At 66.2% G+C, this 23,866-nt stretch carries 24 protein-coding genes and 1 tRNA gene; 16 read left to right on the plus strand and 9 right to left on the minus strand.

The genetic code is table 11. From position 1 onward, the window contains the following. Nucleotides 1-99: 99 nt before the first annotated feature. Complete coding sequence (locus tag ACUTAF_RS11295) at nucleotides 100-858, plus strand: CPBP family intramembrane glutamic endopeptidase (protein WP_445580039.1); 759 nt, start codon at nucleotides 100-102, stop codon at nucleotides 856-858. On the opposite strand, the gene ACUTAF_RS11300 is transcribed toward ACUTAF_RS11295, so the two are convergent. The 3 genes from ACUTAF_RS11300 to ACUTAF_RS11310 all read right to left on the minus strand — a co-directional run bounded on the left by ACUTAF_RS11300 (nucleotide 809) and on the right by ACUTAF_RS11310 (nucleotide 3,214). Next, complete coding sequence (locus ACUTAF_RS11300; protein ID WP_445582434.1) at nucleotides 809-1,594, minus strand: substrate-binding periplasmic protein; 786 nt, start codon at nucleotides 1,592-1,594, stop codon at nucleotides 809-811. The genes ACUTAF_RS11295 and ACUTAF_RS11300 overlap by 50 nt on opposite strands. 98 nt (nucleotides 1,595-1,692) lie before the next feature. Beyond that, the gene (locus ACUTAF_RS11305) at nucleotides 1,693-2,490 is read right to left on the minus strand and encodes a substrate-binding periplasmic protein (RefSeq protein ID WP_445580040.1); all 798 of its coding nucleotides are present in this window, start codon (nucleotides 2,488-2,490) and stop codon (nucleotides 1,693-1,695) included. Nucleotides 2,491-2,590: 100 nt separating this feature from the next. Beyond that, a complete protein-coding gene (locus tag ACUTAF_RS11310; RefSeq protein WP_445580041.1) occupies nucleotides 2,591-3,214 on the minus strand; it encodes a TetR/AcrR family transcriptional regulator in 624 nt (207 codons plus the stop codon). 240 nt (nucleotides 3,215-3,454) lie between these two features. Here ACUTAF_RS11310 and ACUTAF_RS11315 point away from each other — a divergent pair, with 240 nt between their 5' ends. The 8 genes from ACUTAF_RS11315 to ACUTAF_RS11350 all read left to right on the plus strand — a co-directional run bounded on the left by ACUTAF_RS11315 (nucleotide 3,455) and on the right by ACUTAF_RS11350 (nucleotide 15,257). Next, nucleotides 3,455-5,242 (plus strand): acyclic terpene utilization AtuA family protein, encoded by a 1,788-nt coding sequence (locus tag ACUTAF_RS11315; protein ID WP_445580042.1) that lies wholly within the window; start codon nucleotides 3,455-3,457, stop codon nucleotides 5,240-5,242. A 131-nt stretch (nucleotides 5,243-5,373) separates the two neighbouring features. Then, a complete protein-coding gene (locus ACUTAF_RS11320) occupies nucleotides 5,374-6,243 on the plus strand; it encodes an SDR family oxidoreductase (protein ID WP_445580043.1) in 870 nt (289 codons plus the stop codon). A 4-nt stretch (nucleotides 6,244-6,247) separates the two neighbouring features. Further along, entirely contained in the window at nucleotides 6,248-7,864 is a 1,617-nt protein-coding gene (gene atuC / locus ACUTAF_RS11325; RefSeq protein WP_445580044.1) for a geranyl-CoA carboxylase subunit beta, read from the plus strand. A gap of 111 nt (nucleotides 7,865-7,975) precedes the next feature. Continuing rightward, entirely contained in the window at nucleotides 7,976-9,133 is a 1,158-nt protein-coding gene (atuD, locus tag ACUTAF_RS11330) for a citronellyl-CoA dehydrogenase (protein WP_445580045.1), read from the plus strand. 167 nt (nucleotides 9,134-9,300) lie between these two features. Then, nucleotides 9,301-10,098: an enoyl-CoA hydratase/isomerase family protein gene (locus ACUTAF_RS11335; protein ID WP_445580046.1), complete on the plus strand. Its 798-nt coding sequence runs from the start codon at nucleotides 9,301-9,303 to the stop codon at nucleotides 10,096-10,098. Between the two features lie 97 nt (nucleotides 10,099-10,195). Continuing rightward, nucleotides 10,196-12,184 carry an acetyl/propionyl/methylcrotonyl-CoA carboxylase subunit alpha gene (locus ACUTAF_RS11340; RefSeq protein ID WP_445580047.1) on the plus strand — a complete coding sequence of 663 codons (1,989 nt, stop codon included), beginning with the start codon at nucleotides 10,196-10,198 and terminating at the stop codon, nucleotides 12,182-12,184. Nucleotides 12,185-12,299: 115 nt separating this feature from the next. Further along, on the plus strand, nucleotides 12,300-13,148 hold the full coding sequence (locus ACUTAF_RS11345) for an SDR family oxidoreductase (protein WP_445580048.1): 849 nt from the start codon (nucleotides 12,300-12,302) through the stop codon (nucleotides 13,146-13,148). A gap of 282 nt (nucleotides 13,149-13,430) precedes the next feature. Continuing rightward, nucleotides 13,431-15,257, plus strand: coding sequence for a long-chain-acyl-CoA synthetase (locus tag ACUTAF_RS11350; RefSeq protein WP_445580049.1), 1,827 nt, complete (start codon nucleotides 13,431-13,433; stop codon nucleotides 15,255-15,257). An 11-nt stretch (nucleotides 15,258-15,268) separates the two neighbouring features. Here the strand turns inward: ACUTAF_RS11350 and ACUTAF_RS11355 are convergent, their stop codons facing one another. Further along, nucleotides 15,269-16,021: a sulfite exporter TauE/SafE family protein gene (locus ACUTAF_RS11355; protein WP_445580050.1), complete on the minus strand. Its 753-nt coding sequence runs from the start codon at nucleotides 16,019-16,021 to the stop codon at nucleotides 15,269-15,271. 101 nt (nucleotides 16,022-16,122) lie between these two features. On the opposite strand from ACUTAF_RS11355, the gene ACUTAF_RS11360 reads away from it, so the two are divergent. Further along, nucleotides 16,123-17,085: a LysR family transcriptional regulator gene (locus ACUTAF_RS11360; protein ID WP_445580051.1), complete on the plus strand. Its 963-nt coding sequence runs from the start codon at nucleotides 16,123-16,125 to the stop codon at nucleotides 17,083-17,085. Nucleotides 17,086-17,184: 99 nt separating this feature from the next. On the opposite strand, the gene efp is transcribed toward ACUTAF_RS11360, so the two are convergent. From efp to ACUTAF_RS11375, 3 genes are all read right to left on the minus strand, one after another. Continuing rightward, on the minus strand, nucleotides 17,185-17,760 hold the full coding sequence (efp, locus tag ACUTAF_RS11365) for an elongation factor P (RefSeq protein ID WP_445580052.1): 576 nt from the start codon (nucleotides 17,758-17,760) through the stop codon (nucleotides 17,185-17,187). 46 nt (nucleotides 17,761-17,806) lie between these two features. Beyond that, nucleotides 17,807-18,937 (minus strand): elongation factor P maturation arginine rhamnosyltransferase EarP, encoded by a 1,131-nt coding sequence (earP, locus tag ACUTAF_RS11370; protein WP_445580053.1) that lies wholly within the window; start codon nucleotides 18,935-18,937, stop codon nucleotides 17,807-17,809. Between the two features lie 106 nt (nucleotides 18,938-19,043). Continuing rightward, on the minus strand, nucleotides 19,044-19,250 hold the full coding sequence (locus tag ACUTAF_RS11375) for a hypothetical protein (RefSeq protein WP_445580054.1): 207 nt from the start codon (nucleotides 19,248-19,250) through the stop codon (nucleotides 19,044-19,046). A 282-nt stretch (nucleotides 19,251-19,532) separates the two neighbouring features. On the opposite strand from ACUTAF_RS11375, the gene ACUTAF_RS11380 reads away from it, so the two are divergent. Then, entirely contained in the window at nucleotides 19,533-19,775 is a 243-nt protein-coding gene (locus ACUTAF_RS11380) for a type II toxin-antitoxin system Phd/YefM family antitoxin (RefSeq protein ID WP_445580055.1), read from the plus strand. Continuing rightward, nucleotides 19,772-20,035 carry a Txe/YoeB family addiction module toxin gene (locus tag ACUTAF_RS11385; RefSeq protein ID WP_445580056.1) on the plus strand — a complete coding sequence of 88 codons (264 nt, stop codon included), beginning with the start codon at nucleotides 19,772-19,774 and terminating at the stop codon, nucleotides 20,033-20,035. The genes ACUTAF_RS11380 and ACUTAF_RS11385 overlap by 4 nt, the downstream gene beginning before the upstream one ends. A gap of 96 nt (nucleotides 20,036-20,131) precedes the next feature. Here ACUTAF_RS11385 and ACUTAF_RS11390 read toward each other — a convergent pair. Continuing rightward, nucleotides 20,132-20,221, minus strand: a tRNA-Ser gene (locus ACUTAF_RS11390). Nucleotides 20,222-20,597: 376 nt separating this feature from the next. Between ACUTAF_RS11390 and ACUTAF_RS11395 the strand changes: the two genes are divergently transcribed. The 4 genes from ACUTAF_RS11395 (at nucleotide 20,598) to ACUTAF_RS11410 (ending at nucleotide 22,771) form a co-directional block, all read left to right on the plus strand. Continuing rightward, entirely contained in the window at nucleotides 20,598-21,287 is a 690-nt protein-coding gene (locus tag ACUTAF_RS11395; RefSeq protein ID WP_445580057.1) for a crotonase/enoyl-CoA hydratase family protein, read from the plus strand. A gap of 210 nt (nucleotides 21,288-21,497) precedes the next feature. Next, complete coding sequence (locus tag ACUTAF_RS11400; protein WP_445580058.1) at nucleotides 21,498-22,223, plus strand: 1-acylglycerol-3-phosphate O-acyltransferase; 726 nt, start codon at nucleotides 21,498-21,500, stop codon at nucleotides 22,221-22,223. A 112-nt stretch (nucleotides 22,224-22,335) separates the two neighbouring features. Further along, nucleotides 22,336-22,530 carry a hypothetical protein gene (locus ACUTAF_RS11405; RefSeq protein WP_445580059.1) on the plus strand — a complete coding sequence of 65 codons (195 nt, stop codon included), beginning with the start codon at nucleotides 22,336-22,338 and terminating at the stop codon, nucleotides 22,528-22,530. Nucleotides 22,531-22,537: 7 nt separating this feature from the next. Further along, a complete protein-coding gene (locus ACUTAF_RS11410; RefSeq protein WP_445580060.1) occupies nucleotides 22,538-22,771 on the plus strand; it encodes a hypothetical protein in 234 nt (77 codons plus the stop codon). Between the two features lie 25 nt (nucleotides 22,772-22,796). Here the strand turns inward: ACUTAF_RS11410 and ACUTAF_RS11415 are convergent, their stop codons facing one another. Beyond that, nucleotides 22,797-23,522 (minus strand): amidotransferase, encoded by a 726-nt coding sequence (locus ACUTAF_RS11415; RefSeq protein ID WP_445580061.1) that lies wholly within the window; start codon nucleotides 23,520-23,522, stop codon nucleotides 22,797-22,799. Nucleotides 23,523-23,866 lie beyond the last annotated feature (344 nt).

The raw sequence follows: 23,866 nt of genomic DNA on the forward strand, positions 1-23,866 counted from the left end.
ATTGACCGGCCTGTTACGCAGCGCTGCGACGGGGCCATGACCGATTTACCGGCACGCCGCCGGCGCAATAGACTGCGCCCCCCACCACAAGGAAGTGCCATGCCCCTGCGTCTGCGCCTGCTGCTGCCCGCCTTCGCCCTGGCCCTCGGCCATGCCCTGGGTTTTATCGAGCCTGTCGGTCTGCTGCTTGGCGCGCTGTTCGTCTGCCTCGTATTCGGCGGCGAACGCCTGCTGCCCGGCTGGTTGTGGCTGAGCGCGGTGCTGGCCAGCGGCATCGCCCTGGCCGCCCATCTGCTGCCGGGCTTCAGTCCCTGGCCGCTGTGGCCGCCGCGGCAAATCAGTGCGGACGCCGCGCCCTACGCCCTGCGCCTGTCCTGGGACAAGCTGCTGCTGGGCACGGCGCTGCTGGCCTGGTGGCTGGGCCAGCGCCGCGAACCCGTCCTCTCATCGAGCCATGCCTGGCTGGCCTGCACCGCCACACTGCTGGCCGTGCCGCTGCTGGCGCTGGGCCTGGGATTGGTGGGCTGGCAGCCGAAATGGCCGGACGATCTGCTGCTGTGGTTGGCGGTCAATCTGGGCGTGGCGGTACTGGCTGAGGAGCTGTTGTTTCGCGCCGTGCTGCAGCGCGCGCTGATCCGCCGTCTGGGTACCTGGCCGGGGCTGCTGCTGACTGCCGGGTTGTTCGGCGCCGCACACCTGCCGTTCAGCCCGCTATTCGCCCTGGTGGCGGGCGTCGCCGGTCTGGGCTACGGCCTGGCTTTTCACTACAGCGGGCGCCTGGGCCTGGCGGTCGGCCTGCACGGGGCGGTCAATCTGCTCCATATTGTGCTGCTGAGCTATCCGCTGCGGCTGGTATGACGGTGATGCGATAGGGCGAGAAGATGCGCGCCAGCTCGCCGTTGTCCCGCAGCCGCGCGAGCAATTCGGCGAAGCGCTCGGCGCTGATCGGCGCGCCGGGGCGAATCAGCGCATGGTGGTGATAGATCTGATCGATGCGCTCGGAAACCAGCAGATGCCGCGCATGTTCGACGTTGCGCTCGAGGAAGTCGTAGAGGTTGGAACGCGTGACCAGGGCGATATCGGCACGCCCGCGCAGCACCATCAGCAGGTTGCTGTCGTGGGAGTGGCCGAGGTTGGCGTTATAGGTCTCGGTGAGGAAGTCCGGGTCGCTGTTGAAGTCGGCGAAACCGTAGTGATAGCCGCGGTACAGCGCCAGGCGCTTGCCCAACAGCTGGTCGAAGTACTCCTGACCGCGCCGGTCCTCGACCCGGGCGACGAACAGTTCGGCGTCCTCGAGCCCCATGTCCACCGCGTCGAACTCGATGCCCTGCCAGCCCCAGTCCGGGTTCTCGAAGATCGCCATGTCGATGCGGCCACGCTGCAGATCGCTGAAACGGCGGGCGATCGCGGTCGGCAACATAACGAAGTGGAAATCGGCCTGTTCGCGGTTCAGCGCCTCCAGCAACTGCGGCAACAGCCCACTGGACTCCAGCAGGTCGGATTTGACCACGTAGGGCGGGAAATGCGCGCCGCCGACGTGCACCACCTCGGCGGCGCCCAGCGAGCCGGCGAGCAGCAGACACAGCGCCCCCATCCCCCTACAAAGCCACAGCCGCCCCTGCTGCATGTCGACTCCCCCCCAAAATCCTTCTTCTAATGAATGGCAGCCTACTCCAGTCCCACCCTGAGCGACTAGTTGGCCTTTCGGTCCGGCACGCCTATCTCGCCAAGTCGCAGATGGTAGCGGCGCAGCAGCCTCGACAGCTCCCCCTCGCTTTCCAGCCGCTCCAGCAACCGCGCCATCTGCGGTGGTGCCAGCGGGCCGTTCGGTCGCAGCAGCACCTCGTGCCGGTAGATCTGATCGAAGCGCTCCGACACCAGCAGGCCGGCCGCCGCGTCCGGGTGCCGCTCCAGGTACATGCGCAGGTAGGAACGGGTGATCACCGCCACATCGGCGCGCTGCAGCTGCAGCATGCGCAGGTTGCTGTCGTGGGAGTAGGTCATCAACGCGCTGAAGCTGCGCACCAGGTAGTCCTGGTCGGCGTTGTAACCGGCGAATCCATAGTGGTAGCCGCTGTACAGGGCCATGCGCTTGCCGGCGAAGTCGTCGAAGTAGTCCTGCCCGCGCCCGGGTTCGGCGGCGGCGACGTAGACCTCGGCGTCCTCGATGTTCAGCGGCAGGCCGAGATGAGGCGTGTTCTGCCAGCCCCACTGGCTGGACTCGAACAGGATCAGGTCGTAGCGCTCGCCTTGCATGTCGCGGTAACGGCGCGAGGCGGAGGTCGGCACCAGGACGAAACGGTATTCGCCCTGCATGCGATTCAACGCCTCGAGCAGTTCCGGAACCAGCCCATGCGGCTGCGGCGCCTCGGGTTTGAACAGATAAGGCGGGAAGTGATAGCCGCCGACCCGCACCTGCTGCGCGGCGTAGCCCGCCGGCAATTGCAGCAGATAGAGGCAGGACAGCAGGCAAAGGACTAACGTGCGCAAACTCGACCTCTCGTCACGGAACGCAGGGCAGCGGTCAGGCGAACATCCCGTGTTCGAAGCCGACGAAGCGGCAGCTGCTGGCAAGCCTAGCCTATTTTTCTCAAGCGTCCTTGCACACCAGCGATAAGGCCTCTTCGGCGAGCTGATCGAGACTCATCGGCCCCTGCGGACGGAACCAGGTGGTGGTCCAGCTCAGGGCGCCGGTCAGGAAGCGTCGCTGGATGAACGGATCGCCCTGGAAATAGCCGGCCTCGCGCGCCTCGCCCAGCACCTCGAGCCAGATCTGCTCGTAGGTATCGCGCAGCGCCAGCACCTGCGCCTGGCCGGCGGCCGACAGCGAGCGCCATTCGTAGACCAGTACCGCCATGGCTTCGCCGGTGCCGCCCATGATCGACTGCAGCTCGCAGCGGATCAGCGCCAGCAGTCGCTCGCGCGTGCCCTGGGCCTCGGCCAGCGCGGCGCGCATCAGCGCGGTGTTGTAGACGATGGTTTCCTCCATCACCGAGCGCAGAATCTCGTCCTTGCTCTTGAAGTGATGAAAGATGCTGCCCGACTGGATGCCCACCGCGCCAGCCAGATCGCGCACCGTGGTGCGTTCGTATCCCTTGCTGCGAAACAGGTGGGCCGCCATCTGCAGCAGTTTGCCGCGGGCGCTGTCCGGATCGGTAACCAGGCCGCCTTTGACCAGTTCCTGCATCACCGCCTGGGCCTTGTATTCGTCCACGCTGATCTCTCCCCATGATTGCTTCGCCCTGCGCGCCCGTTTCTTTCACGGGTTCTTCATGCCACCGGCAAGTGCTTGTCCTGCTTGATGAAATCCATGCGAGGAATTTATGCCCCGGCGACCACCCAAGCAAGCGCTTGGCCGCACTTTTGGCGGGAAAGCCCTCTTGCACGGCTTTCAAACCAAGCGCTTGCTTGGTAGTGTTGACTTCAGCTTCTCAACTTCTGACGGGCCATCGCCATGAGCAAAACCCTACGCATCGGCTGCGCTTCCGCCTTCTGGGGCGACACCTGCACCGCCGCCGCCCAGTTGGTGCGTGGCGCCGAACTGGACTATCTGGTGTTCGACTACCTGGCCGAAGTGACCATGTCGATCCTGGCCGCGGCGCGCATGAAGAAGCCGGACGAGGGCTATGCCCGCGACTTCGTCGAGGTGCTCGCACCGCTGCTGGGCGAGATCGCGCAGAAGCGGATACGCGTCATCAGCAATGCCGGCGGGGTCAACCCGACGGCCTGCGCCGCCGCCCTCGCGGCCGTCTGCGAGCAGGCCGGGGTGAAGCTGAAGATCGCCGTGCTGCACGGCGACAACCTGCAGCCCAGGCTGGGCGAGCTGCTCAAGGCCGGCACCGTGGAGATGTTCAGCGGCGCGCCGCTGCCGCCCTCGTGCATCTCGGTCAACGCCTACCTCGGCGCTCCGGGCATAGTCGCGGCGCTGGATGCCGGTGCCGATATCGTCATCACCGGGCGCGTGGTCGACAGCGCCGTGGTCAGCGCCGCGCTGATCCATGAATTCGGCTGGGACTGGCACGACCATGACAAGCTGGCCCAGGCGGCGTTGGCCGGGCACATCATCGAATGCGGCGCGCAGTGCACCGGCGGCAACTTCACCGACTGGCGCGAGGTGCCGGACTACGAGCACATCGGTTTTCCCATCGTCGAGGTGCAGGCCGACGGCCGTTTCGTCGTGACCAAGCCGGAGGGCTCCGGCGGCCTGGTCACGCCGCTCACCGTGGGCGAGCAGATGCTCTACGAGATCGGCGACCCGCGCGCCTACCTGCTGCCGGACGTGATCTGCGACTTCACCGCGGTTCAGCTGACCCAGGTAGGCGTCGATCGGGTGGAACTCAAGGGTGCGCGCGGCATGCCGCCCACCGCGCAGTACAAGGTCAGCGCCACCCATCCGGACGGCTTCCGCTGCACCGCCAGCTGCCTGCTGGCCGGCATCGATGCGGTGGCCAAGGCCGAGCGGGTCAGCCGGGCGATCATCGCCAAGACCGAAGAGCTGTTCGCCGAGCGCGGCTGGGGCGCCTACCAGGAAGTCGACGTCGAGTTGCTCGGCAGCGAGGCGACCTACGGCCCGCACGGCCGGCGCCGCGACAGCCGCGAGGTGGTGATCAAGCTGGCCGTGCGCCATGCCAGGAAGGAAGCGCTGCTGTTGTTCTCCCGTGAGATCGCCCAGGCCGCCACCGGCATGGCGCCGGGGCTGACCGGCATGCTCGGAGGTCGCCCCGCGGTGTATCCGGTGATCCGCCTGTTCAGCTTTCTGGTCGACAAGGGCGCCTGCGCGCTGGAGGTGGAGCTCGACGGCCAGCGACGCCCGGTCGCCCTGCCCCGACTCGAGGCGCTCGACCCGGCCGCGCTCGCCGTGGAGGCCGAGGTGCCTTCCGCGGTCGGCCCGGCCGAGGTCAGCGTGCCGCTGATCAAGCTGGCCGTGGCGCGCTCCGGGGACAAGGGCAATCACAGCAATATCGGCGTGATGGCGCGCAAACCCGAGTACCTGCCGTGGATCGCCGAGGCCCTTGGCAAGGAGGCGGTGGTGGACTGGATGAGCCACGTGCTCGACCCGCAGCTCGGCCGCGTCGAGCGCTGGTACCTGCCGGGCAGCCACAGCCTCAACTTCCTGCTGGAGAACGCCCTGGGCGGCGGCGGTGTCGCCTCCTTGCGCATCGACCCGCAGGGCAAGGCCTTCGCCCAGCAATTATTGGAGTTTCCGGTGCCAGTACCCAAAGTACTGGCGGATCGACTGTAGGGTGGATGGCGCTTTACCCCTCCACCAGCTTTTTGGTGGAGAACGCTGCACGGTTTTCCACCCTACAACCTGCTCAGTAGCGCACCACCTTGACAGGGTGTTGCCTACAACGAGGTCGAAGGACAAGAACAATGAGCTACGACTCCGTATTCAAACCCGGCCTGTTCGCAGGCCAGACCATCCTGATCACCGGCGGTGGCAGCGGCATCGGTCGCTGCACCGCCCACGAACTGGCCCATCTGGGCGCCCATGTGGTGCTGGTCGGGCGCAAGCAGGAGAAGCTGGAACAGACCAGCGCCGAGATCCGCGAGGATGGCGGCAGCGTCGGCTACCAGGTCTGCGATATCCGTGAGGAAGAGGCGGTCAAGGCCATGGTCGCGGCGGTGCTGGCCGAGCGCGGCGTCATCCATCACCTGGTCAACAACGCCGGCGGCCAGTACCCCGCCCCGCTCGCCTCGATCAACCAGAAAGGCTTCGAGACGGTGGTGCGCACCAACCTGGTCGGCGGCTTTCTGGTGGCCCGCGAGGTGTTCAACCAGAGCATGAGCAGGACCGGCGGCGGCATCGTCAACATGCTCGCCGACATGTGGGGCGGCATGCCCGGCATGGGCCATTCCGGCGCGGCGCGCGCCGGCATGGAGAACTTCACCAAGACCGCCGCCTACGAGTGGGGCCACGCCGGGGTGCGGGTCAATGCCGTGGCGCCGGGCTGGATCGCCTCCAGCGGCATGGACACCTACCCCGAGTCGATGAAGAACATGATCCGCAACCTCAAGGATCACGTGCCGCTGCAGCGCATCGGCAGCGAGTCGGAGGTGGCTGCGGCCATCGTCTTCCTGCTGACTCCGGGAGCCAGCTTCATCAGCGGCAATACCATCCGCATCGACGGTGCCGCCAGCCAGGGCAGCCGCGCCTGGACCCTGGGCAAGGCCAGGAACAGCGAGCCCTACAACGGTTTCCACCGGGCCTGCGTGCCCGACGTACTGAAAGATCAGGAGTAAGGCGATGCCCGCGATCCAATCGGAAATCGACGCCCTTGGCGAAGCCTTCGCGCAGAACCGCGTGGCGATGCTGGCCGCCATCGCCAGCTTCCGCGAGGTGGAACGGAAGGTGCTGGACAAGGCCAATGAGGCCAAGGCCAAGTTCGACAAGCGCGGCCAGTTGCTGCCGCGCGAACGCCTCAACCTGCTGCTCGATGCGGGGGCACCCTTCCTCGAACTCTGCTCGCTGGCCGGCTACCGGCTGCACGACGACAAGGACGGCACCCAGGCCGGCGGCGGCCTGATCGCCGGCATCGGCTACGTGGCCGGAGTGCGCTGCCTGGTCAGCGCCAGCAACAGCGCGATCAAGGGCGGCACCATCTCCCCCACCGGGCTGCGCAAATCGCTGCGCCTGCAGCAGATCGCCGCCGAGAACAGGCTACCCATCGTCACCCTGGCCGAGAGCGGCGGCGCCAACCTGAGCTACGCCGCGGATATCTTCGTCGAGGGCGCGCGCGCCTTCGCCAACCAGGCCCGCCTGTCCGCCGCCGGCATCCCGCAGATCACCGTGGTGCATGGCTCCAGCACCGCCGGCGGGGCCTACCAGCCGGGGCTGTCGGACTACGTGGTAGTGGTGCGCGGCAAGGCCAAGCTGTTTCTCGCCGGCCCGCCATTGCTCAAGGCCGCCACCGGCGAGATCGCCAGCGACGAGGAGCTCGGTGGCGCCGAGATGCACGCGAGGATCGCCGGCACCGCCGAGTACCTGGCCGAGAACGATGCCGACGGCGTGCGTCTGGCCCGCGAGATAGTCGGCATGCTGCCATGGAACGCCCAACTGCCAGCGCGCCCGCAGCGCTCATACAAGGAGCCGCTATATCCGGCCGAGGAACTGCTCGGCATCGTCCCTGCCGATGCCAAGAAGCCCTACGACGTGCGCGAGATCATCGCGCGCATCGCCGACGGCTCCGAGTTCCTCGACTTCAAGCACGAGTTCGACAACCAGACGGTCTGCGGTCACTTGCAGATCGAAGGCCAGCCCTGTGGGCTGATCGGCAACAACGGGCCGATCACCCCAAGCGGCGCCGCGAAAGCCGCGCAGTTCATCCAGCTGTGCGAGCAGAGCAATACGCCGATCCTGTTCCTGCACAACACCACCGGCTTCATGGTCGGCACGGAATCCGAGCAGCAGGGCGTGATCAAGCACGGCTCGAAGATGATCCAGGCGGTGGCCAACGCCACGGTGCCCAAGCTCACCCTCGTCGTCGGCGGCTCCTACGGCGCCGGCAACTACGCCATGTGCGGCCGCGGCCTGGACCCGCGCTTCATCTTCGCCTGGCCCAACAGCCGCACCGCGGTGATGGGTGGCGCACAGGCCGGCAAGGTGCTGCGCATCGTCACCGAGGAGAAGCACCGCAAGGCAGGCAACCCAGCCGACCCGAAGATGCTCGACATGCTGGAAATGGCCACCGCGCAGAAGCTCGACAGCCAGTCCACCGCGCTCTACGGCACCGCCAGCCTGTGGGACGACGGCCTGATCGACCCGCGCGATACGCGCAAGCTGCTGGGTTTTCTGCTGGATATCTGCGCCGAGGCCAACCTGCGGCCGTTGAAGAACAACAGCTTCGGCGTGGCCCGCTTTTGAGTCCCCTCTCCCCTCCGGGGAGAGGGTTAGGGGTGAGGGGCTAGACCTTCCACCCTCACCCCAGCCCTCTCCCTCAAGGGAGAGGGGGTTAGAACGAGGAGAACCACAACAATGATCTTTACCCAGGAACACGAAGAGCTGCGCCGCACGGTCCGGAATTTCGTCGACAAGGAAATCAACCCGCACGTCGACCAGTGGGAAAAGGACGGCCGCTTCCCCATCCACGAGATCTTCAAGAAGGCCGGCGACCTCGGCCTGCTGGGCATCTCCAAGCCGGAGAAGTTCGGCGGCATGGGCCTGGACTACAGCTACTCGATAGTCGCCGCCGAAGAGTTCGGCACCATCCGCTGCGGTGGCATCCCCATGTCCATCGGCGTGCAGACCGACATGTGCACCCCGGCCCTGGCGCGCTTCGGCTCCGACGAGCTGCGCGAGGAGTTCCTCAAGCCGGCGATCGCCGGCGACATGGTCGGCTGCATCGGTGTATCCGAAGTCGGCGCCGGCTCCGACGTGGCCGGCCTGAAGACCAGCGCGCGCAAGGACGGCGACGACTACCTGATCAACGGCAGCAAGATGTGGATCACCAACTCTCCGTCCGCCGACTTCATCTGCCTGCTGGCCAACACCAGCGACGACAAGCCGCACGTCAACAAGTCGCTGATCATGGTGCCGATGAAGGCCCCGGGCATCAGCGTCAGCCCGCACCTGGACAAGCTCGGCATGCGCAGCTCGGAGACCGCCCAGGTGTTCTTCGACAACGTGCGCGTGCCGCAGCGTTATCGCATAGGGGCAGAAGGGTCTGGCTTCATGATGCAGATGCTGCAGTTCCAGGAGGAGCGCCTGTTCGGCGCGGCCAACATGATCAAGGGCCTGGAGCATTGCGTCGACAGCACCATCGAGTACTGCAAGCAGCGCCACACCTTCGGCGCGCCTTTGATCGACAACCAGGTCATCCACTTCCGCATGGCCGAACTGCAGACCGAGATCGAGGCCCTGCGCGCGCTGGTCTACCAGGCCACCGAGCAGTACGTGAAGGGCCGCGACGTGACCAAGCTGGCCTCCATGGCCAAGCTCAAGGCCGGCCGCCTCGGCCGCGAGGTGTCCGACGCCTGCCTGCAGTACTGGGGCGGCATGGGTTTCATGTGGGACAACCCGGTGTCGCGTGCCTATCGCGACGTGCGTCTGGTCAGCATCGGCGGCGGCGCCGACGAGATCATGCTCGGCATCATCTGCAAGCTGATGGGCATCCTGCCGGGGAAGAAAAAATAGTCGGGAACGATTTTTAACGTCGCGCAGCGACGGCCAGAAGGGTGGCCGCCGGGGACGGTAGGCCATAAAGAAGGGCTGAGCCACGGGGTGGATCGATAACCCACGACCCACCCTGCGCACCGTAGGAGCGGCCTGCGCCGCGAACCGCCGAAACCAAAGGTATCACCATGAGCAACCTGCCCCACTGCGAAACCCTGCTGCTCAGCCTCGACGGGGGCGTATTGCACGTCACCCTCAACCGCCCGGACAGTCGCAACGCCATGAGCCTGGCCATGGTCGGCGAGCTGCGCGCCACCCTGGAGGCCGTGCGCCACGACGCCGGCGTGCGCGCCATCGTCCTGCGCGGCACCGGCGGGCACTTCTGCGCCGGCGGCGATATCAAGGACATGGCCGGGGCGCGTGCCGTGGGTGGCGATGCTTACCGCGAGCTGAACCGCGCCTTCGGCAGCCTGCTGGAAGAAGCGCAGAACGCCAGCCAGGTGCTGATTGCCGTGCTGGAAGGCGCGGTGCTTGGTGGCGGTTTCGGCCTGGCCTGCGTCTCGGATATCGCCATCGCCGCGCAGAGCGCCAGATTCGGCCTGCCGGAAACCACCCTGGGCATTCTGCCGGCGCAGATCGCCCCCTTCGTGGTGCGTCGCATCGGCCTGACCCAGGCGCGCCGCCTGGCCCTGACCGCGGCCCGTTTCGACGGCGCCGAGGCGCTGCGCCTGGGCCTGGTGCATTACTGCGAGGCCGATGAGTCCGCACTGGCGCAGCGCCTGGCCGAAACCCTGGAGCAGATCCGCCAGTGCGCGCCGCAGGCCAACGCCCAGACCAAGGCCCTGCTGCTGGCCAGCGAGCGCGAGGCCCTCGGCCCGCTGCTCGACCGCGCCGCCGAACAATTCGCCGCGGCCGTCACCGGCGCAGAGGGATTCGAAGGCACCATGGCCTTCGTGCAGAAGCGCAAGCCCAGGTGGGCGGAGTAGAAGCGCCCCTTTCCCGCTTGCGGGAGAGGGGATAAATCGACATCGCCCGGATGCAATCCGGGACAGATCAATCAGACCGCACAGCAGGAGCACCCAGATGCCCGCCTTCAACAAGATCCTGATCGCCAACCGCGGCGAGATCGCCTGCCGGGTGATGCGCACCGCCATCGAGCTCGGCTACCGCACCGTGGCGGTCTACTCCCAGGCCGACTCCGACGCTCGCCATGTGCAGCTGGCCGACGAGGCGGTGTGCATCGGCCCGGCCCAGGTCAATCAGTCGTACCTGGTGATCGATAACATCATCGAGGCGGCGCGCCAGACCGGCGCCGACGCCATCCACCCCGGCTATGGCTTTCTCTCCGAGAACGCCGATTTCGCCCGCGCTTGTGAAGAAGCCGGCATCGTCTTTATCGGCCCGACCGTGGAAGCCATCCACCTGATGGGCAGCAAGCGCCTGTCGAAGATCGCCATGCTGGAGGCCGGCGTACCCTGCATTCCCGGCTACGAAGGCGCCGCCCAGGATGACGAGACCCTGGCCAGCGAAGCCGAGCGCATCGGCTACCCGCTGATGATCAAGGCCAGCGCCGGTGGAGGTGGTCGCGGCATGCGCCTGGTAGAGGAATCCAGCGAACTGCTGGCGCAGCTGCGCACCGCCCGCTCGGAGGCGCAGAACGCCTTCGGCTCCGGCGAGCTGATCCTCGAACGCGCGGTGATCCGCCCGCGCCACGTCGAGATCCAGGTATTCGGCGATGCGCACGGCAATATCGTCTACCTCGGTGAGCGCGACTGCTCGGTGCAGCGCCGTCACCAGAAGGTGGTCGAGGAAGCGCCCTGCCCGGTGCTGACGGCCGAGCTGCGCCGCGCCATGGGCGAGGCAGCGGTGAAGGCGGCGGCTTCGGTCGGCTACGTCGGCGCCGGCACCGTGGAGTTCCTGCTCGACGCCAGCGGCGAATTCTTCTTCCTGGAGATGAACACCCGCCTGCAGGTCGAGCACCCGGTCACCGAGCTGATCACCGGGCAGGACCTGGTGGCCTGGCAGATTCGCGTGGCGGCCGGCCAGCCGCTGCCGCTCGAGCAGGACGAGATTCGCCTGAGCGGCCACGCCATGGAAGTGCGCCTGTACGCAGAGGATTCGGCCGCCGGCTTCCTGCCGCAGACTGGCCAGGTGCTGCGCTGGGAGCCGGAGTTGCTGAGCGGTGTGCGCATCGACCACGGCCTGGTCGAAGGCCAGGCCGTGACGCCCTTCTACGACCCGCTGCTGGCCAAGGTCATCGCCTATGGCGCCACCCGCGACGAGGCCCGGCGCAAGCTGCTGCGCGCCGTGGAGAACTGCGTGCTGCTGGGGGTGAACGGCAACCAGCGCTTTCTCGCCAACCTGCTGGCGCATCCCGATTTCACTGCCGGCAACGCCACCACCGCCTTTATCGCCGAACATTTCACCGGCGACCCCAGCCTCGCCCCGCAGCCGCCGCACAGCGAAGAACTGGCCCTGGCCGCCGCCCTGCTCTTCCAGCGTTCGGCCAGCGCACGCGCCCACCAGGGCGAGCTGGCCGGTTGGCGCAGCGCCGGCAGTGTGCCCTGGCGCTTCGTGCTCAGGCTCGGCGACCAGCGGCTGGGCGTGGCGCTGCAGGTGCTCGAGCCGGGCAGCCAGCCCAGGCTGCAGGTCGAACTGGGCGAGCGCTCGCTCGAACTGCGCCTGCTGAGCCACGACGGTCGCTGGGCCGTCGTCGAGCTGGATGGCGTACGCAGGCGCCTGGCCTACCACCTGGACGGTGACTGCATCCGCCTGTTCGGCCACGCCGGCAACCTGGAGCTGCACGACGTCACCCACGCCCCGACCAGCGCCGGCAACGCGGCGGCCTGTGGCAGCGTCAAGGCGCCGATGGACGGCGCCATCGTCGAGGTGCTGGTCGCAGAGGGCGCGACGGTCGCCAAGGGCCAGCTGCTGCTGGTGCTGGAGGCGATGAAGATGGAACACCTGCTCAAGGCCGGTGTCGACGGCGTGATCCGCCGCGTTGGCGTGAGCCGCGGCGACCAGGTCAAGAGCCGCCAGTTGCTGGTGGAGATAGAGGCCGCCGATGCATGACGGCTGATCCCAGGGTGAATGACGCGCCCCCCATCCGCCCCGGTGGATGAAACAAGCGTCATCCACCCTACGCCCCTCCCACAAGGCCCCATAACAACGATATCGGAGCACGCCCATGTCACTTTCCGGCAAGACCCTGTTCATCACCGGTGCCAGCCGTGGCATCGGCCGCGAGATCGCCCTCAAGGCCGCCGCCGATGGCGCCAACATCGTCATTGCGGCCAAGAGCGCCGAGCCGCACCCGAAGCTTGCGGGCACCATCCATAGCGTCGCCGCCGAGGTCGAGGCCGCCGGCGGCCGGGCCCTGGCGCTGCAACTGGACGTGCGCGACGAGCAGGCCGTGGCTGCTGCCATGGCGCGCGCGGCCGAGCATTTCGGCGGCATCGATGCGCTGGTCAACAACGCTGGGGCGATCAAGCTGGTCGGCGTGGAGAGGCTGGAGCCCAAGCGCTTCGACCTGATGTACCAGATCAACACCCGCGCGGTGCTGGTGTGCAGCCAGGCCGCTCTTCCGTACTTGAAAAATAGCAGCTCCGCTACGGGGAAGAAGAGCGCGGGCGGGCATATCCTCAACCTGTCGCCGCCGCTCAACCTCGACGCCAAGTGGTTCGCCCAGCACGGCCCCTACACCGTCACCAAATACGGCATGAGCATGCTCACCCTGGGCATGAGCGAGGAATTCAGGAAGTACGGCATCAGCGTCAACTCGCTGTGGCCGAAGACCATGATCGCCACCGCCGCCATCGAGTTCGAACTGGGTAGCCGCGACGCCTTCAAGCGGGCGCGAACTCCGGCGATCATGGCCGATGCCGCCCATGCCATCCTGTCCAGCGAAAGCCGCCGCATCAGCGGGCGCCTGCTGATCGACGAGGACATCCTGCGCGAACAGGGCATCAGCGACTTCGAGCGCTACCGCTTCGATCCCGCAGGCGGCAGCCTGGTGCCGGATCTGTTCGTCGATTGAACACTGCTGGATACGCTCCGCTCCCCTCTCACATTCATGGGAGAGGGGCTGGGGGAGAGGGAATGCGGTTTCGACTTCGTAGCCTCGATCCGTAGGGTGCGCCGCGCGCACCGAGTCAGCTGCAAAGCCTTAGGCCATCTCGGTGCGCACGGCGCACCCGACCAGAGAGGCTATTTGCCGATCTGCCCACCGCTCGGCGCACCAGGGCCATGGCTGGTGGGCGCTAGGCTGACTAGAGTCATGACTCGCCTCCAATTCATAACAGCCCAAAGTGCGAGCGCCATGAGCCAGACCGACCTGATCTCCCCGATCCGCTTCCTTGCCCATCTGCCGCAGCACCTGCCGCGCGTGCCGCGCATGCTGCGCGGTCTGTACTACGCGGGCATCCGCAACCGCGACAAGAACCTGTCGCTGGCCTGGGCCCTGCAGCGCGCCGCGCAGCTTTATCCCGAGCGTCCGGCACTGATGGACGAGCAGCGCCGGCTCAGCTATCGCCAGTTCAACGCCTGGGCCAATCGCCTGGCCTGGGCGTTCAAGGCCGAGGGCGTCGGCCACGGCAGCGTGGTCGCGGTGATGCTGGAGAACCGCCTGGAGCTGCTGGCCATCCTCGCCGCGCTGAGCAAGCTCGGCGCGGTCGGTGCGCTGGTCAACACCACCCAGCGCGGCAAGGTGCTGGCGCACAGCCTCAATCTGGTCGAGCCGGGCTTTCTGGTGGTGGGCGATGAGCTTCGCGAAGCCTTCGCCGAGGTTGCCGGGCAGCTGGACCAGCCCGACGCGCCGCGCTACTGGATCGCCGACCAGGACTGCCTGGCGGATGCCGGGCAGGCGCCGGACGGCTGGCGCAACCCGATGCGCCTGGCCGCCGGCCAGGCCGAGGACAACCCGCCGGACAGCCTGCGCGTGCGCATCAAGGACGCCTGCTTCCTGATCTACACCTCCGGCACCACCGGCCTGCCCAAGGCCTCGATCATGAGCCACGGCAAATGGATCAAGGCCTATGGCGGCTTCGGCCACTCCGGGCTGACGCTGAACGAGCACGACGTGCTCTATCTGACCCTGCCCTGCTACCACAACAACGCCGTCACCGTATGCTGGAGCGCGGCGCTGGCCGGTGGTGCGGCCATCGCCCTGCGCCGCAGGTTCTCCGCCAGCGCCTTCTGGGCGGACGTGGCGCGCTACCAGGCCACCTGCTTCGGTTATATCGGCGACCTATGCCGCTACCTGCTCAACCAGCCCGAATGTATCGAGGAAAAAGGCAACAGCCTGCGCTGCATGATCGGCAACGGCTTGCGCCCATCGATCTGGGCGGCGTTCAAGCAGCGCTTCGGTATCGAGCAGATCACCGAGTTCTATGCCTCCAGCGAAGGCAACATCGGCTTCACCAACGTGTTCAACTTCGACAATACCGTCGGCTACACCCCGGCCACCTACGCCATCGTCCGCTACGACCTGGAGAACGATCGGCCGATCCGCGGCAATAGGGGTTTCCTGCAGAAGGCAAACAAAGGCGAGCCGGGCCTGTTGATCAGCGAGATCAGCGCCAAGTGGCCGTTCGACGGCTACACCGACCCGGCCAAGAGCGAGGCTGCGATCCTGCGCGACGTGTTCAAGAAGGGCGACGCCTGGTTCAACACCGGCGACCTGATGCGCGACATCGGCTGCAAGCACGCGCAGTTCGTCGACCGCCTTGGCGACACCTTCCGCTGGAAGGGCGAGAACGTCTCCACTACCGAGGTGGAGAACCTGCTCGGCACCTTCCCCGGTGTCGAGGATGCGGTGGTCTATGGCGTGGAAATTCCCGGCACCAACGGCCGCTGCGGCATGGCCGCGCTACGCCTGGCGCAAGGCTTTGAGCTGGACGGCGCGGCGCTGGCCGCTCATCTCGACGCGGAGCTGCCAGCCTACGCCGCGCCGCTGTTCGTGCGCCTGCTCGGCGAGGTGCAGACCACCGGCACCTTCAAGTACAAGAAGGCCGACCTGAAACAGGCCGGCTACGACCCGGCCCAGGTCGACGGCCCGCTGTTCGTCCGCCTGCCGGGCTCGGCGAGCTTCGAGCCGCTTCGCCCCGAGCTGCTTGCGGCCATCGCGCGGCAGGCCTACCGCTTCTGAAGCACCGGGCGCTATTCGAGCGCCAGCAGCACCGCGCAGACCAGCAGAAAGGCGCAGAACAGGCTGCGCAACAGGCGCTCCGGCAGGGCGTGGGCCATGCGCACGCCCCAGCTGATGCTGAGCAACCCGCCGACGGCCAACGGCACCCCCATCAGCCAGTTGACGTGCTGGTGCAATGCGTAGGTCAGCAGCGTCACCCCGGTGCTGGGCAATGCCAGCGCCAGCGACAGCCCCTGGGCCACCACCTGACTGGTGCCGAACAGACTGGTCAGCACCGGCGTGGCCACCACCGCGCCGCCGACGCCGAACAACCCGCCCATCGCCCCGGACACGCCACCCAGTGCGCCGAACCAGCCCCAGGGGTGACGCAGCTCGGCGCTCGCCGGCGCCTGGCGCATCAGCATGCGCAGCAGGTTGTAGCCGACCAGGGCCAGCAGGAACGCGACGAAGGCCCAGCGCATGGTGCGCGCCTCCAGGCCCACCGCGTAAAGCGAGGCCAGCCAGGCGCAGGCCAGGCTGGAGGCGCCGAGCAGCAGGGCGTGACGCGGATCGATGCGGTTGCGCTGGTGGTAGCGCCACAGCGCCAGCATCACGTTCGGCACCACCATCACCAGGGCCGTGCCCTGGGCCAGTTGCTGATCCAGGCCGAACAGCACGCCGAGTACCGGAATGGCGATCAGCCCGCCGCCGATACCGAACAGGCCACCGAGGGTACCCAGGCCCAGGCCCAGCAACAGATTCAGCGAGAACTCGAGCAGATTCATGGCACCTCCAGACAATGCCGGCATGCTAATCAGCGAGACCTGGCGCGGAAACGCACAGCCACGCACAATGGCTGTGCCTATCACGCAAAGGCACCGCCGCCATGAATCCCGATGCCCTGACCGACCAACTGGAACTCTTTCTCGACGTGCTGGAAGCCGGCAGCTTCTCCGCCGCCGCACGCCGCCACCCGCTCACCCCGTCCGCGGTAGCGCGCCGCATCGATGCCCTGGAGCGCGCACTCGGCAGCAACCTGTTCAGCCGCAGCACCCATGCGGTACGGGTCACCCCGGCCGGACTGGCGTTCGCCGAGCGGGCCCGGCGCATCCTCGCCGAACTGCATCTGGCGCGCGCCGAGGCGGTGTCGCTGAGCAGCGCGCCGGAAGGCCTGATCCGTATCGATGCGCCCTCGCCCTTCGGCCGCCGCCACCTGGCGCCGGCCATCGCCGACTTCCTCGGCGCCAACCCGGGGCTGGACGTGCAGCTGCGGCTGATCGACAGCTTCGTCGACCTGCACGGCGAGCATCTGGGCGAGGTCGACCTGGTGCTGCGCATCGGTCCGCTACCGGACAGCCGCCTGGTGGCCACGCCGCTGGCTTCGATGACCCGCATCGTCTGCGCCAGCCCGGACTACCTGCGCCGCCGGGGCATACCGCGCAGCCCGCTGGAGCTGGAACAGCACGACGGCCTCGACTGGGACAGCCTGGCACCGCCCTACGCCTGGCGCTTCGAGGTGGACGGCAGGCTGCAGCTGTGCAAACCCAAGCGCCTGCGTCTGACCACCAACAACGCCGAGACCCTGCTGTTCAGCGCCCTCGCCGGCCTGGGTATCGCCCACCTGCCGACCTGGCTAAGCAGCGAGGCGCTGCTGCGCGGCGAACTGGTGCCGCTACTGTGCGACGACGGCCTGCCGCCGGCGGAACCGGTGAGCATCTATGCACTGCGCCTGGAGCGCGAAGCCAGCCCGCGCACACGCCTGTTGCTGAGTTTTCTCAAGCAGCGCTTCGGCTTCCCGCCGCCCTGGGACCAGGCGCTGCTGGCCAGCCTGGCGACAACGCCGCAGTAACCTCATGACCCCATGGGTGCGCCATGCGCAGCAGGAAACCACGGCCCAACGGCCATAAAAAACCCGGCGCGAAGGCCGGGTTTTGCGTGACGCTCGCGCTTAGGCTTGCGGCGCCTGGGTGCGGCCCTTGTAGGAACCGTCACGGGTGTCGATCTCGATCCAGTCGTCGATATCGACGAACTCGGCGACCTTGATCTCGGTGCCGTTGCGCAGCTTGGCCGGCTTCATCACCTTGCCGGAGGTGTCGCCACGGGCGGCGTTCTCGGTGTAGACCACCTGACGCACGATGGTGGTCGGCAGGTCGACGGAGATCACCTTGCCTTCGAAGAACACGGCTTCGCAGACGTCGGTCATGCCTTCCTCGATGAACGGCAGGACGCTTTCCAGATCCTCGGCGCGCAGCTCGTAGGAGTTGTACTCCGGATCCATGAATACGTAGTCCTCACCGTTGATGTAGGACAGGTTCACTTCCTTGCGCTCGAGAATCACCGGCTCCATCTTGTCGTCGGCTTTGTAGACGGTCTCGGTCTTGGAGCCGTTGAGCAGATTCTTCAGCTTCATCTTGACGATGGCGCTGTTACGGCCGGACTTGGTGAACTCGGCCTTCTGGATCAGCCACGGCTGGCCATCGATCAGGGCCACGCTGTTGACTCTCATTTCTTGTGCAGTTTTCATGCGGATATCCGAAATATGCGGGAGGTACAGAAATCTAGGCCGCGTATCATAGCCAATTTCGGTAAAACTGTTCCAGCGCCGTGGCAAGGTCCGGCCGAGCGGCCTGATCCATGCACCAGCGTTCGGCATGTTCGTGCAGTTCCTGCCAGACCTGCGGCAGTGCCAGCCAGGCTTCGGCCGTACCCGCACCGGCGTTCCAGCCCCGCCAGAAGCCGCCCAACGCTTCGGCCGCAGCCGGCGATAGCCCGGCACCGTACAACGCCAGAAAAGCCTCCAGCTTGTCCCAGTGCGCGCCTTCCTCCTGGCGATAGATATGCCAGAGCAGCGGCCGGCCGGCCCATTGCGCCCGCACGAAGGAATCCTCGCCGCGCACCGCATTGAGGTCGCAGCACCACAGCAGCCGGTCGTAGTCGTCCTGTGCCATGAACGGCAGCACCTGCACCTGCAGGTTGCCGCGCTGACGGCGGTCGCCGGGCGCCAGGTCGCCGTCGCCGAGCCAGGCCTGCAGATCGCCGAGAATCCTGCCCTGCGGCACCAGCAACTGGCTCGCCTGTGGATCGTCGGCCAGCGCCTGCAGCCAGCCCGCCAGCCCCGGGTTCTCGTAGGCGAACAGCGAGATCAGCCGCGCATGCGCCTGGCGCGTCACCCCGAGGCGCTGGAGAAAGGCCTGCTGCGCCGCGGAGTCCGCCTGGAACGCGCGCCGCCGCGCCAGCAGATCGCCCTCGCGCAGCAGGCCGCCGGTGCCGTCGACGAAACCGGGGAAGAAGAAGAACTTGCGCAGACCGCCCGCCTGCGGCGACGGCAGGCCGTGGCAGCCGGCCACCCAGTCCTCGGCGCTGAGGTATTCCAGGTTCAACCACAGCCGCCGCGCGGTGCTGGCGGCCATCGCCTCTATATATGCGGGCGGCAGATGACAGGCGAAGGCTTCGATCACCACCTCGGCCGGCTCGACTGCCGGCCATATCGTGGGCCAGCGACACAACTCGACGCCGGACAGTTGCTGCCGTTCGGCCGTGGCGCTGGCTTCGGGGCACAGCCGCACGAAGGCGGCAAGCTCGTCCACCCACAGGCGCACCGCGTGGCCGTGCTCCCCCGCCAGCTGACGCGCCAGACGCCAGGTCACCCCGATATCGCCGTAGTTATCCACCACGCTGCAGAAAATGTCCCACTTCGCCACGCCTGCGCCCCTCGGAAAAAGGTCGCCAGTTTACCTCGCGGACAAGAAAAAGCCCGCCAAAGGCGGGCCAAGGGGAGCGCGGGAGCACGCGCAGTGAAAACGTCGGTCAGGCCAGCAAGGAGGCGCTCGGATCACGCGAGCCGGTGCTGAGCAGCCATACCGCCTGGCAGGCCAATGCCGCCTCGCGCGAGGCGAAGGGGCCGGCCTTGGGCTGGCCGTCGACCATCAGCAGCCAGCAGGCCATATGGCCGTCGGACCTGAGCTCGGCGGGCACGGCGCTGCCCACCAGGGACACCACATCGATACGGGGCATGGCGGCCTCCTATTGAGTCTGCGTTGCGGCCACCTTAAGCGTCTCGCCACCGCTGCGAAAATCAGTGCTTTCGATAGTGATCATGGCAATTGCCGATAGGCCGCCGGCAACCAGCCAGCCGGAGCACTGGACATACCGCAGCGGCAATGACCATGCGCTATGTACACCTGCCACCGCACCGTCTGCAGGACGCATTGCGGCTCAATCCACTAACCGACGAGGGGCATTAACATGTCGTACGTTTTAGCGTACGCTTGCAGCACTGCCCAGGAGAACCACTCCATGCGAACTCTTACTGCAAGCGAAGCACGCACCAACCTGTATCGGCTGATGGATCAGTCGGCCGAGTCTCACCAGCCCATTCTGATTTCCGGCAAGCGGACTAACTCCGTCCTGCTCTCGGCCGAGGATTGGGAAGCGATTCAGGAGACCCTGTACCTGCTCTCGGTTCCTGGCATGCGCGAATCCATCAAGGAAGGCATGGCCGAACCGGTAGACGAATGCGCTAAGGAACTGGACTGGTGACCTGGCAGCTCGTCTACACAAAGCAAGCACAGAAGGATGCTCATAAGCTCGCTGCAGCGGGCTTGAAGGACAAGGCAAAAGCGCTGCTGGAAGTGGTACGGGAAAACCCCTTCCAGAACCCACCGCCTTACGAAAAGCTGGTTGGTGACCTGACCGGCGCCTACTCCCGACGCATCAACATTCAGCATCGCCTGGTCTATCAGGTGCTGCAGGATGAACAGACCGTCAAAGTGCTCCGGCTCTGGTCCCACTACGAGTAAATCGGGCTTTCGACACTTCTTCGACACCCGCCGAAAGCCAGAAAGCAAAAAGCCCCGAAAACTTGTTAGCTTTCAGGGCTTCAGGTATTGCGAAAGTGGCGGTGAAGAAGAGATTCGAACTCTTGATACGGTTTCCCGTATACACACTTTCCAGGCGTGCTCCTTCAACCACTCGGACACTTCACCGGATCTCGACGTTTTTGCGTGTAGCCTGTCGAGGCGCGCTAATGTAGTCGAATGATTTCCCGATGGCAAACTTTTTTTCAAAGGATTCATGCGCTTAACGGCAGGACGGGGAATGGTCGCGCGGCGACGCTCGCGCTGACGGTCAGGACCAGAAGCGCAGCGACGCAGTGAATCGCGGACAGGGCGTTGAAGTGGGCTCGCTCGTTTCCCAACACCCTCAGGCAGCCTCGCCGGGAGTGCGTCCAGTTGCCATCGAGCATCGCCGCAGCAGGCGAGTGCGCTGACTCGCCAGTCAGCCGCGGCGCTTTACCGCAGCGATGCGGCTGAGTACCTTCTGCCCACATTCAGCCCCGCGGCCCTAACAAGGAAAACTGCCATGAGCGACCTGATCAGCTATCAACTCGAAGACGGCATCGCCACCCTCACCCTGAGCAACGGCAAGGTCAACGCCATCTCCCCAGAGGTGATCGCCGCCTTCAATGCCGCGCTGGATCGCGCCGAGCAGGATCGCGCCATCGTTATAGTCACCGGTCAACCCGGCATTCTCTCCGGCGGCTACGACCTCAAGGTGATGACCTCCGGCCCGCAGAACGCGGTGAACCTGGTGGCCGCCGGCTCGACTCTGGCCCGTCGCATGCTCGCCCACCCCTACCCGATCATCGTCGCCTGCCCGGGCCATGCGGTGGCCAAGGGCGCCTTCATCCTGCTATCGGCCGACTATCGCATCGGCGTCGACGGCCCGTTCAATATCGGCCTGAACGAGGTACAGATCGGCATGACCATGCACCATGTCGGCATCGAACTGGCGCGCGACCGCCTGCGCAAGTCCGCCTTCCACCGCTCGGTGATCAACGGTGAGATGTTCGACCCGCAGGGCGCGGTGGATGCCGGATTCCTCGACAAGGTGGTGCCCGCCGAACAGCTGCTGGCCAGTGCCCATGCCGTGGCGCAACAGATGAAGAAGATCAACATGACCGCGCACCGCAACACCAAGCTGAAAGTGCGCAAGGCACTGCTGGAAACCCTGGACGCGGCCATCGAACTCGACAAACAGCACCTGCTCTGAGCCCGGCCCCACCCGAGCCCGGCCTGATGCCGGGCTGTTCATCGGTATCGCGAGCCTGGCGGGCAGCGCATGCACACCGCTCATCCGCGAGGAGCGGCTGGTGCGCGCAGCGCATCATAGGTGGCCGGTGCGTCGGTAGGGCAGCGTAATTGCCGGATTGAGTGAGCATCCGTACACTGCGCGCCCTTTTCCCTGACGATCGTACCTATAATGCTCTTCGCTCTGCGCATGCTACTGATGGCCGTGCATTTCGTCCTCGCCGGCCTGATCGGTCTGTCGATCGGCCTGTGCCGGCCGTTCAATCCCGACAATAGCCGCCTCTGCGCCCGCCTCTATTCCCTGCCCGCCCTGTGCCTGCTGCGCCTGAGGCTGAGAGCCGAGGTACGCCCGCTGCTGGAACAGCGCAGCGCCTGCGTGATCATCGCCAACCACCAGTCCAACTACGACCTGTACGTGCTCGGCCGCGTGGTGCCGCGGCGCACCGTGAGCATCGGTAAGCGGAGCCTGAAATGGCTGCCGTTCTTCGGCCAGCTGTACTGGCTGGCCGGCAACGTGCTGATCGACCGCAGCAACGCGGCCGCCGCCAAGCGCGCCATGCTGACCACCACCGAGACCCTGCGCCAGCACGACACCTCGATCTGGGTATTTCCCGAAGGCACACGCAACCTGGGGCGCGGGCTGCTGCCGTTCAAGAAGGGCGCGTTTCAGATGGCCATCGCCGCTGGGGTGCCGATCATCCCGGTGTGCGTCAGCAACTATGCGCAGACCATGCGCCTGAACCGCTGGAACAGCGGGCGCATCCTGATCCGCTCGCTGCCACCGATTCCCACCGCCGGGCTCGGCCTGGCCGATATGCCCGCTCTGATCGAACGCTGCCAACAGGCGATGACAGAATGCATCGCCGCCATGGATCTCGAACTGGCCCAGGCGACCTGAGCCGCATAACGATCAACCTGATCGATAGTTACACTAAAGAAAATCCATTATTCAATCGAAGTGACTTGAGCGACTCTGCATCCACGCCATCCCCCTACCGTGGAACACAGAGATGTCCAGCCTCATCAAAGCTGCTCGCAGCGGTGCCCTCGCCGCCATCGGCCTGTACCTGATCGCGACGTCCACGCTGCTGGTGCTGAGCTACGCCAGCCTGTCCGACAACGCTTCCGAGCTCGACCAACCCGGGCCTCTGCGCCATCTGGCCAGCCACTTGCCGCCGCTGCCCGGCGCCATTGGACGGGGCTGAGGCGGCCATGAGAAGACAGCGCGGCCGCCTGCTGCTGCTCGCCAGCCTGGCCCTGCTGACCACCCTGCTCGCCCTACTCGGCATCGGCAAGGGCTCGGCCGGCGCCATCGCGCGCAACATCGAATGCAGCCACAAGCTGGCGCACCACCTCGAGCTGGCCGAGAGCCTCAGGCTGCAGCCCGGCTACCCACCGCCGGAAGGAAGCAGGAGGCTGTCACCCCATTTCATCGTGCCGGAATGAAAGAGCCCGGCATGCCGGGCTCGGCTCAAGCCTTGGACGACTTGCCCTGGGCGACGAAGCGCATCATCCATTCGGCCACGGTGCTGCCTTGCTGATGATGCTGGAGGCTGTCGACCCCCTGCTGATAGACCTGCTCGCCGAGGTGCTGCTGGCGCAGTTCGAGCAGCGCCCTGGAATAGTCGTGGACGAACTCCGGATGGCCCTGGAAACACAGCACCTGGTCCTCGATGTGGTAGGCGCCGATCGGGCAGAAATCGCTGGTGGCCAGCAGCGTGGCCTTCTCCGGCAGGCGCGTCACCTGGTCCTGGTGGCTGATCAGCAGCTGCAGCTCGTCCAGCTCGGGGCTCATCCAGGCCGGCTTGCCCGCCAGCTTGTAGCTGTGCACCCCGACCCCCCAGCCCTGCTCCGCGCGCTCCGCCTTGCCACCGAGCAGCAGGGCCAGCAGTTGATGGCCGAAACAGATGCCGAGCAGCTTGTCGCCACGCTGGTAGCGGTCGAGCAGATAGGCCTTGAGCGTCTGAATCCAAGGCTCGGTTCCGAAGGAATCGGCCTTGCTGCCGGTTACCAGATAGGCGTCGAACTGCTCGCTGTCCGCCGGGTAATGGCCCTCCACCACGTTGTATACGCTGAACTGTGCGGCGACCGGCTGCTGAGCGAACAGCCGCTCGAACATATGGCCGTAACCCTGGTACCGATCGATCAGTTCGGGACGAAGGATGTCAGTTTCCAGGATGCAAATACGCAGTGACATGAAGATTCCTGAGGTGAACGCCAAGGGAGGGTGATTTGTGCGTTTTTCTTAACACATGAGGCGCCCCAAGGAAATAGTCGCGTCCCGAATGGCCGCGCTTGCAGCAGCTGCTCAAGCATTGCCGCATTCGTCAATAAAATTTTACAACGCCGCCTGCCATCAACGCCCTCGATAGCGACCATGCATGCCATTCACTTCTGCGCGCCGGCTCGCTTGGCGATGATCGCCTCATCGCCCCTCACCATAAGGAAAACGCCATGAATCGCTATGCCGCACTCGCCAGCCTGTTCGTCGCAGCCGCCTTGCACGCCGGCCGCCCCCGACGCCCCGCTCCGGTGGACAAA

The organism is Pseudomonas sp. SP16.1 (assembly GCF_052682975.1).

What these genes read in the sequence shown, in the direction of transcription:
- ACUTAF_RS11295 (WP_445580039.1), top strand. Translation starts at nt 100, where the DNA reads ATGCCCCTGCGTCTGCGCCTGCTGCTGCCCGCCTTCGCCCTGGCCCTC.
- ACUTAF_RS11300 (WP_445582434.1), bottom strand. Translation starts at nt 1,594, where the DNA reads ATGGGGGCGCTGTGTCTGCTGCTCGCCGGCTCGCTGGGCGCCGCCGAG.
- ACUTAF_RS11315 (WP_445580042.1), top strand. Translation starts at nt 3,455, where the DNA reads ATGAGCAAAACCCTACGCATCGGCTGCGCTTCCGCCTTCTGGGGCGAC.
- ACUTAF_RS11320 (WP_445580043.1), top strand. Translation starts at nt 5,374, where the DNA reads ATGAGCTACGACTCCGTATTCAAACCCGGCCTGTTCGCAGGCCAGACC.
- atuC (WP_445580044.1), top strand. Translation starts at nt 6,248, where the DNA reads ATGCCCGCGATCCAATCGGAAATCGACGCCCTTGGCGAAGCCTTCGCG.
- atuD (WP_445580045.1), top strand. Translation starts at nt 7,976, where the DNA reads ATGATCTTTACCCAGGAACACGAAGAGCTGCGCCGCACGGTCCGGAAT.
- ACUTAF_RS11335 (WP_445580046.1), top strand. Translation starts at nt 9,301, where the DNA reads ATGAGCAACCTGCCCCACTGCGAAACCCTGCTGCTCAGCCTCGACGGG.
- ACUTAF_RS11340 (WP_445580047.1), top strand. Translation starts at nt 10,196, where the DNA reads ATGCCCGCCTTCAACAAGATCCTGATCGCCAACCGCGGCGAGATCGCC.
- ACUTAF_RS11345 (WP_445580048.1), top strand. Translation starts at nt 12,300, where the DNA reads ATGTCACTTTCCGGCAAGACCCTGTTCATCACCGGTGCCAGCCGTGGC.
- ACUTAF_RS11350 (WP_445580049.1), top strand. Translation starts at nt 13,431, where the DNA reads ATGAGCCAGACCGACCTGATCTCCCCGATCCGCTTCCTTGCCCATCTG.
- ACUTAF_RS11355 (WP_445580050.1), bottom strand. Translation starts at nt 16,021, where the DNA reads ATGAATCTGCTCGAGTTCTCGCTGAATCTGTTGCTGGGCCTGGGCCTG.
- ACUTAF_RS11360 (WP_445580051.1), top strand. Translation starts at nt 16,123, where the DNA reads ATGAATCCCGATGCCCTGACCGACCAACTGGAACTCTTTCTCGACGTG.
- efp (WP_445580052.1), bottom strand. Translation starts at nt 17,760, where the DNA reads ATGAAAACTGCACAAGAAATGAGAGTCAACAGCGTGGCCCTGATCGAT.
- ACUTAF_RS11375 (WP_445580054.1), bottom strand. Translation starts at nt 19,250, where the DNA reads ATGCCCCGTATCGATGTGGTGTCCCTGGTGGGCAGCGCCGTGCCCGCC.
- ACUTAF_RS11380 (WP_445580055.1), top strand. Translation starts at nt 19,533, where the DNA reads ATGCGAACTCTTACTGCAAGCGAAGCACGCACCAACCTGTATCGGCTG.
- ACUTAF_RS11395 (WP_445580057.1), top strand. Translation starts at nt 20,598, where the DNA reads ATGAGCGACCTGATCAGCTATCAACTCGAAGACGGCATCGCCACCCTC.
- ACUTAF_RS11400 (WP_445580058.1), top strand. Translation starts at nt 21,498, where the DNA reads ATGCTCTTCGCTCTGCGCATGCTACTGATGGCCGTGCATTTCGTCCTC.
- ACUTAF_RS11405 (WP_445580059.1), top strand. Translation starts at nt 22,336, where the DNA reads ATGTCCAGCCTCATCAAAGCTGCTCGCAGCGGTGCCCTCGCCGCCATC.
- ACUTAF_RS11410 (WP_445580060.1), top strand. Translation starts at nt 22,538, where the DNA reads ATGAGAAGACAGCGCGGCCGCCTGCTGCTGCTCGCCAGCCTGGCCCTG.
- ACUTAF_RS11415 (WP_445580061.1), bottom strand. Translation starts at nt 23,522, where the DNA reads ATGTCACTGCGTATTTGCATCCTGGAAACTGACATCCTTCGTCCCGAA.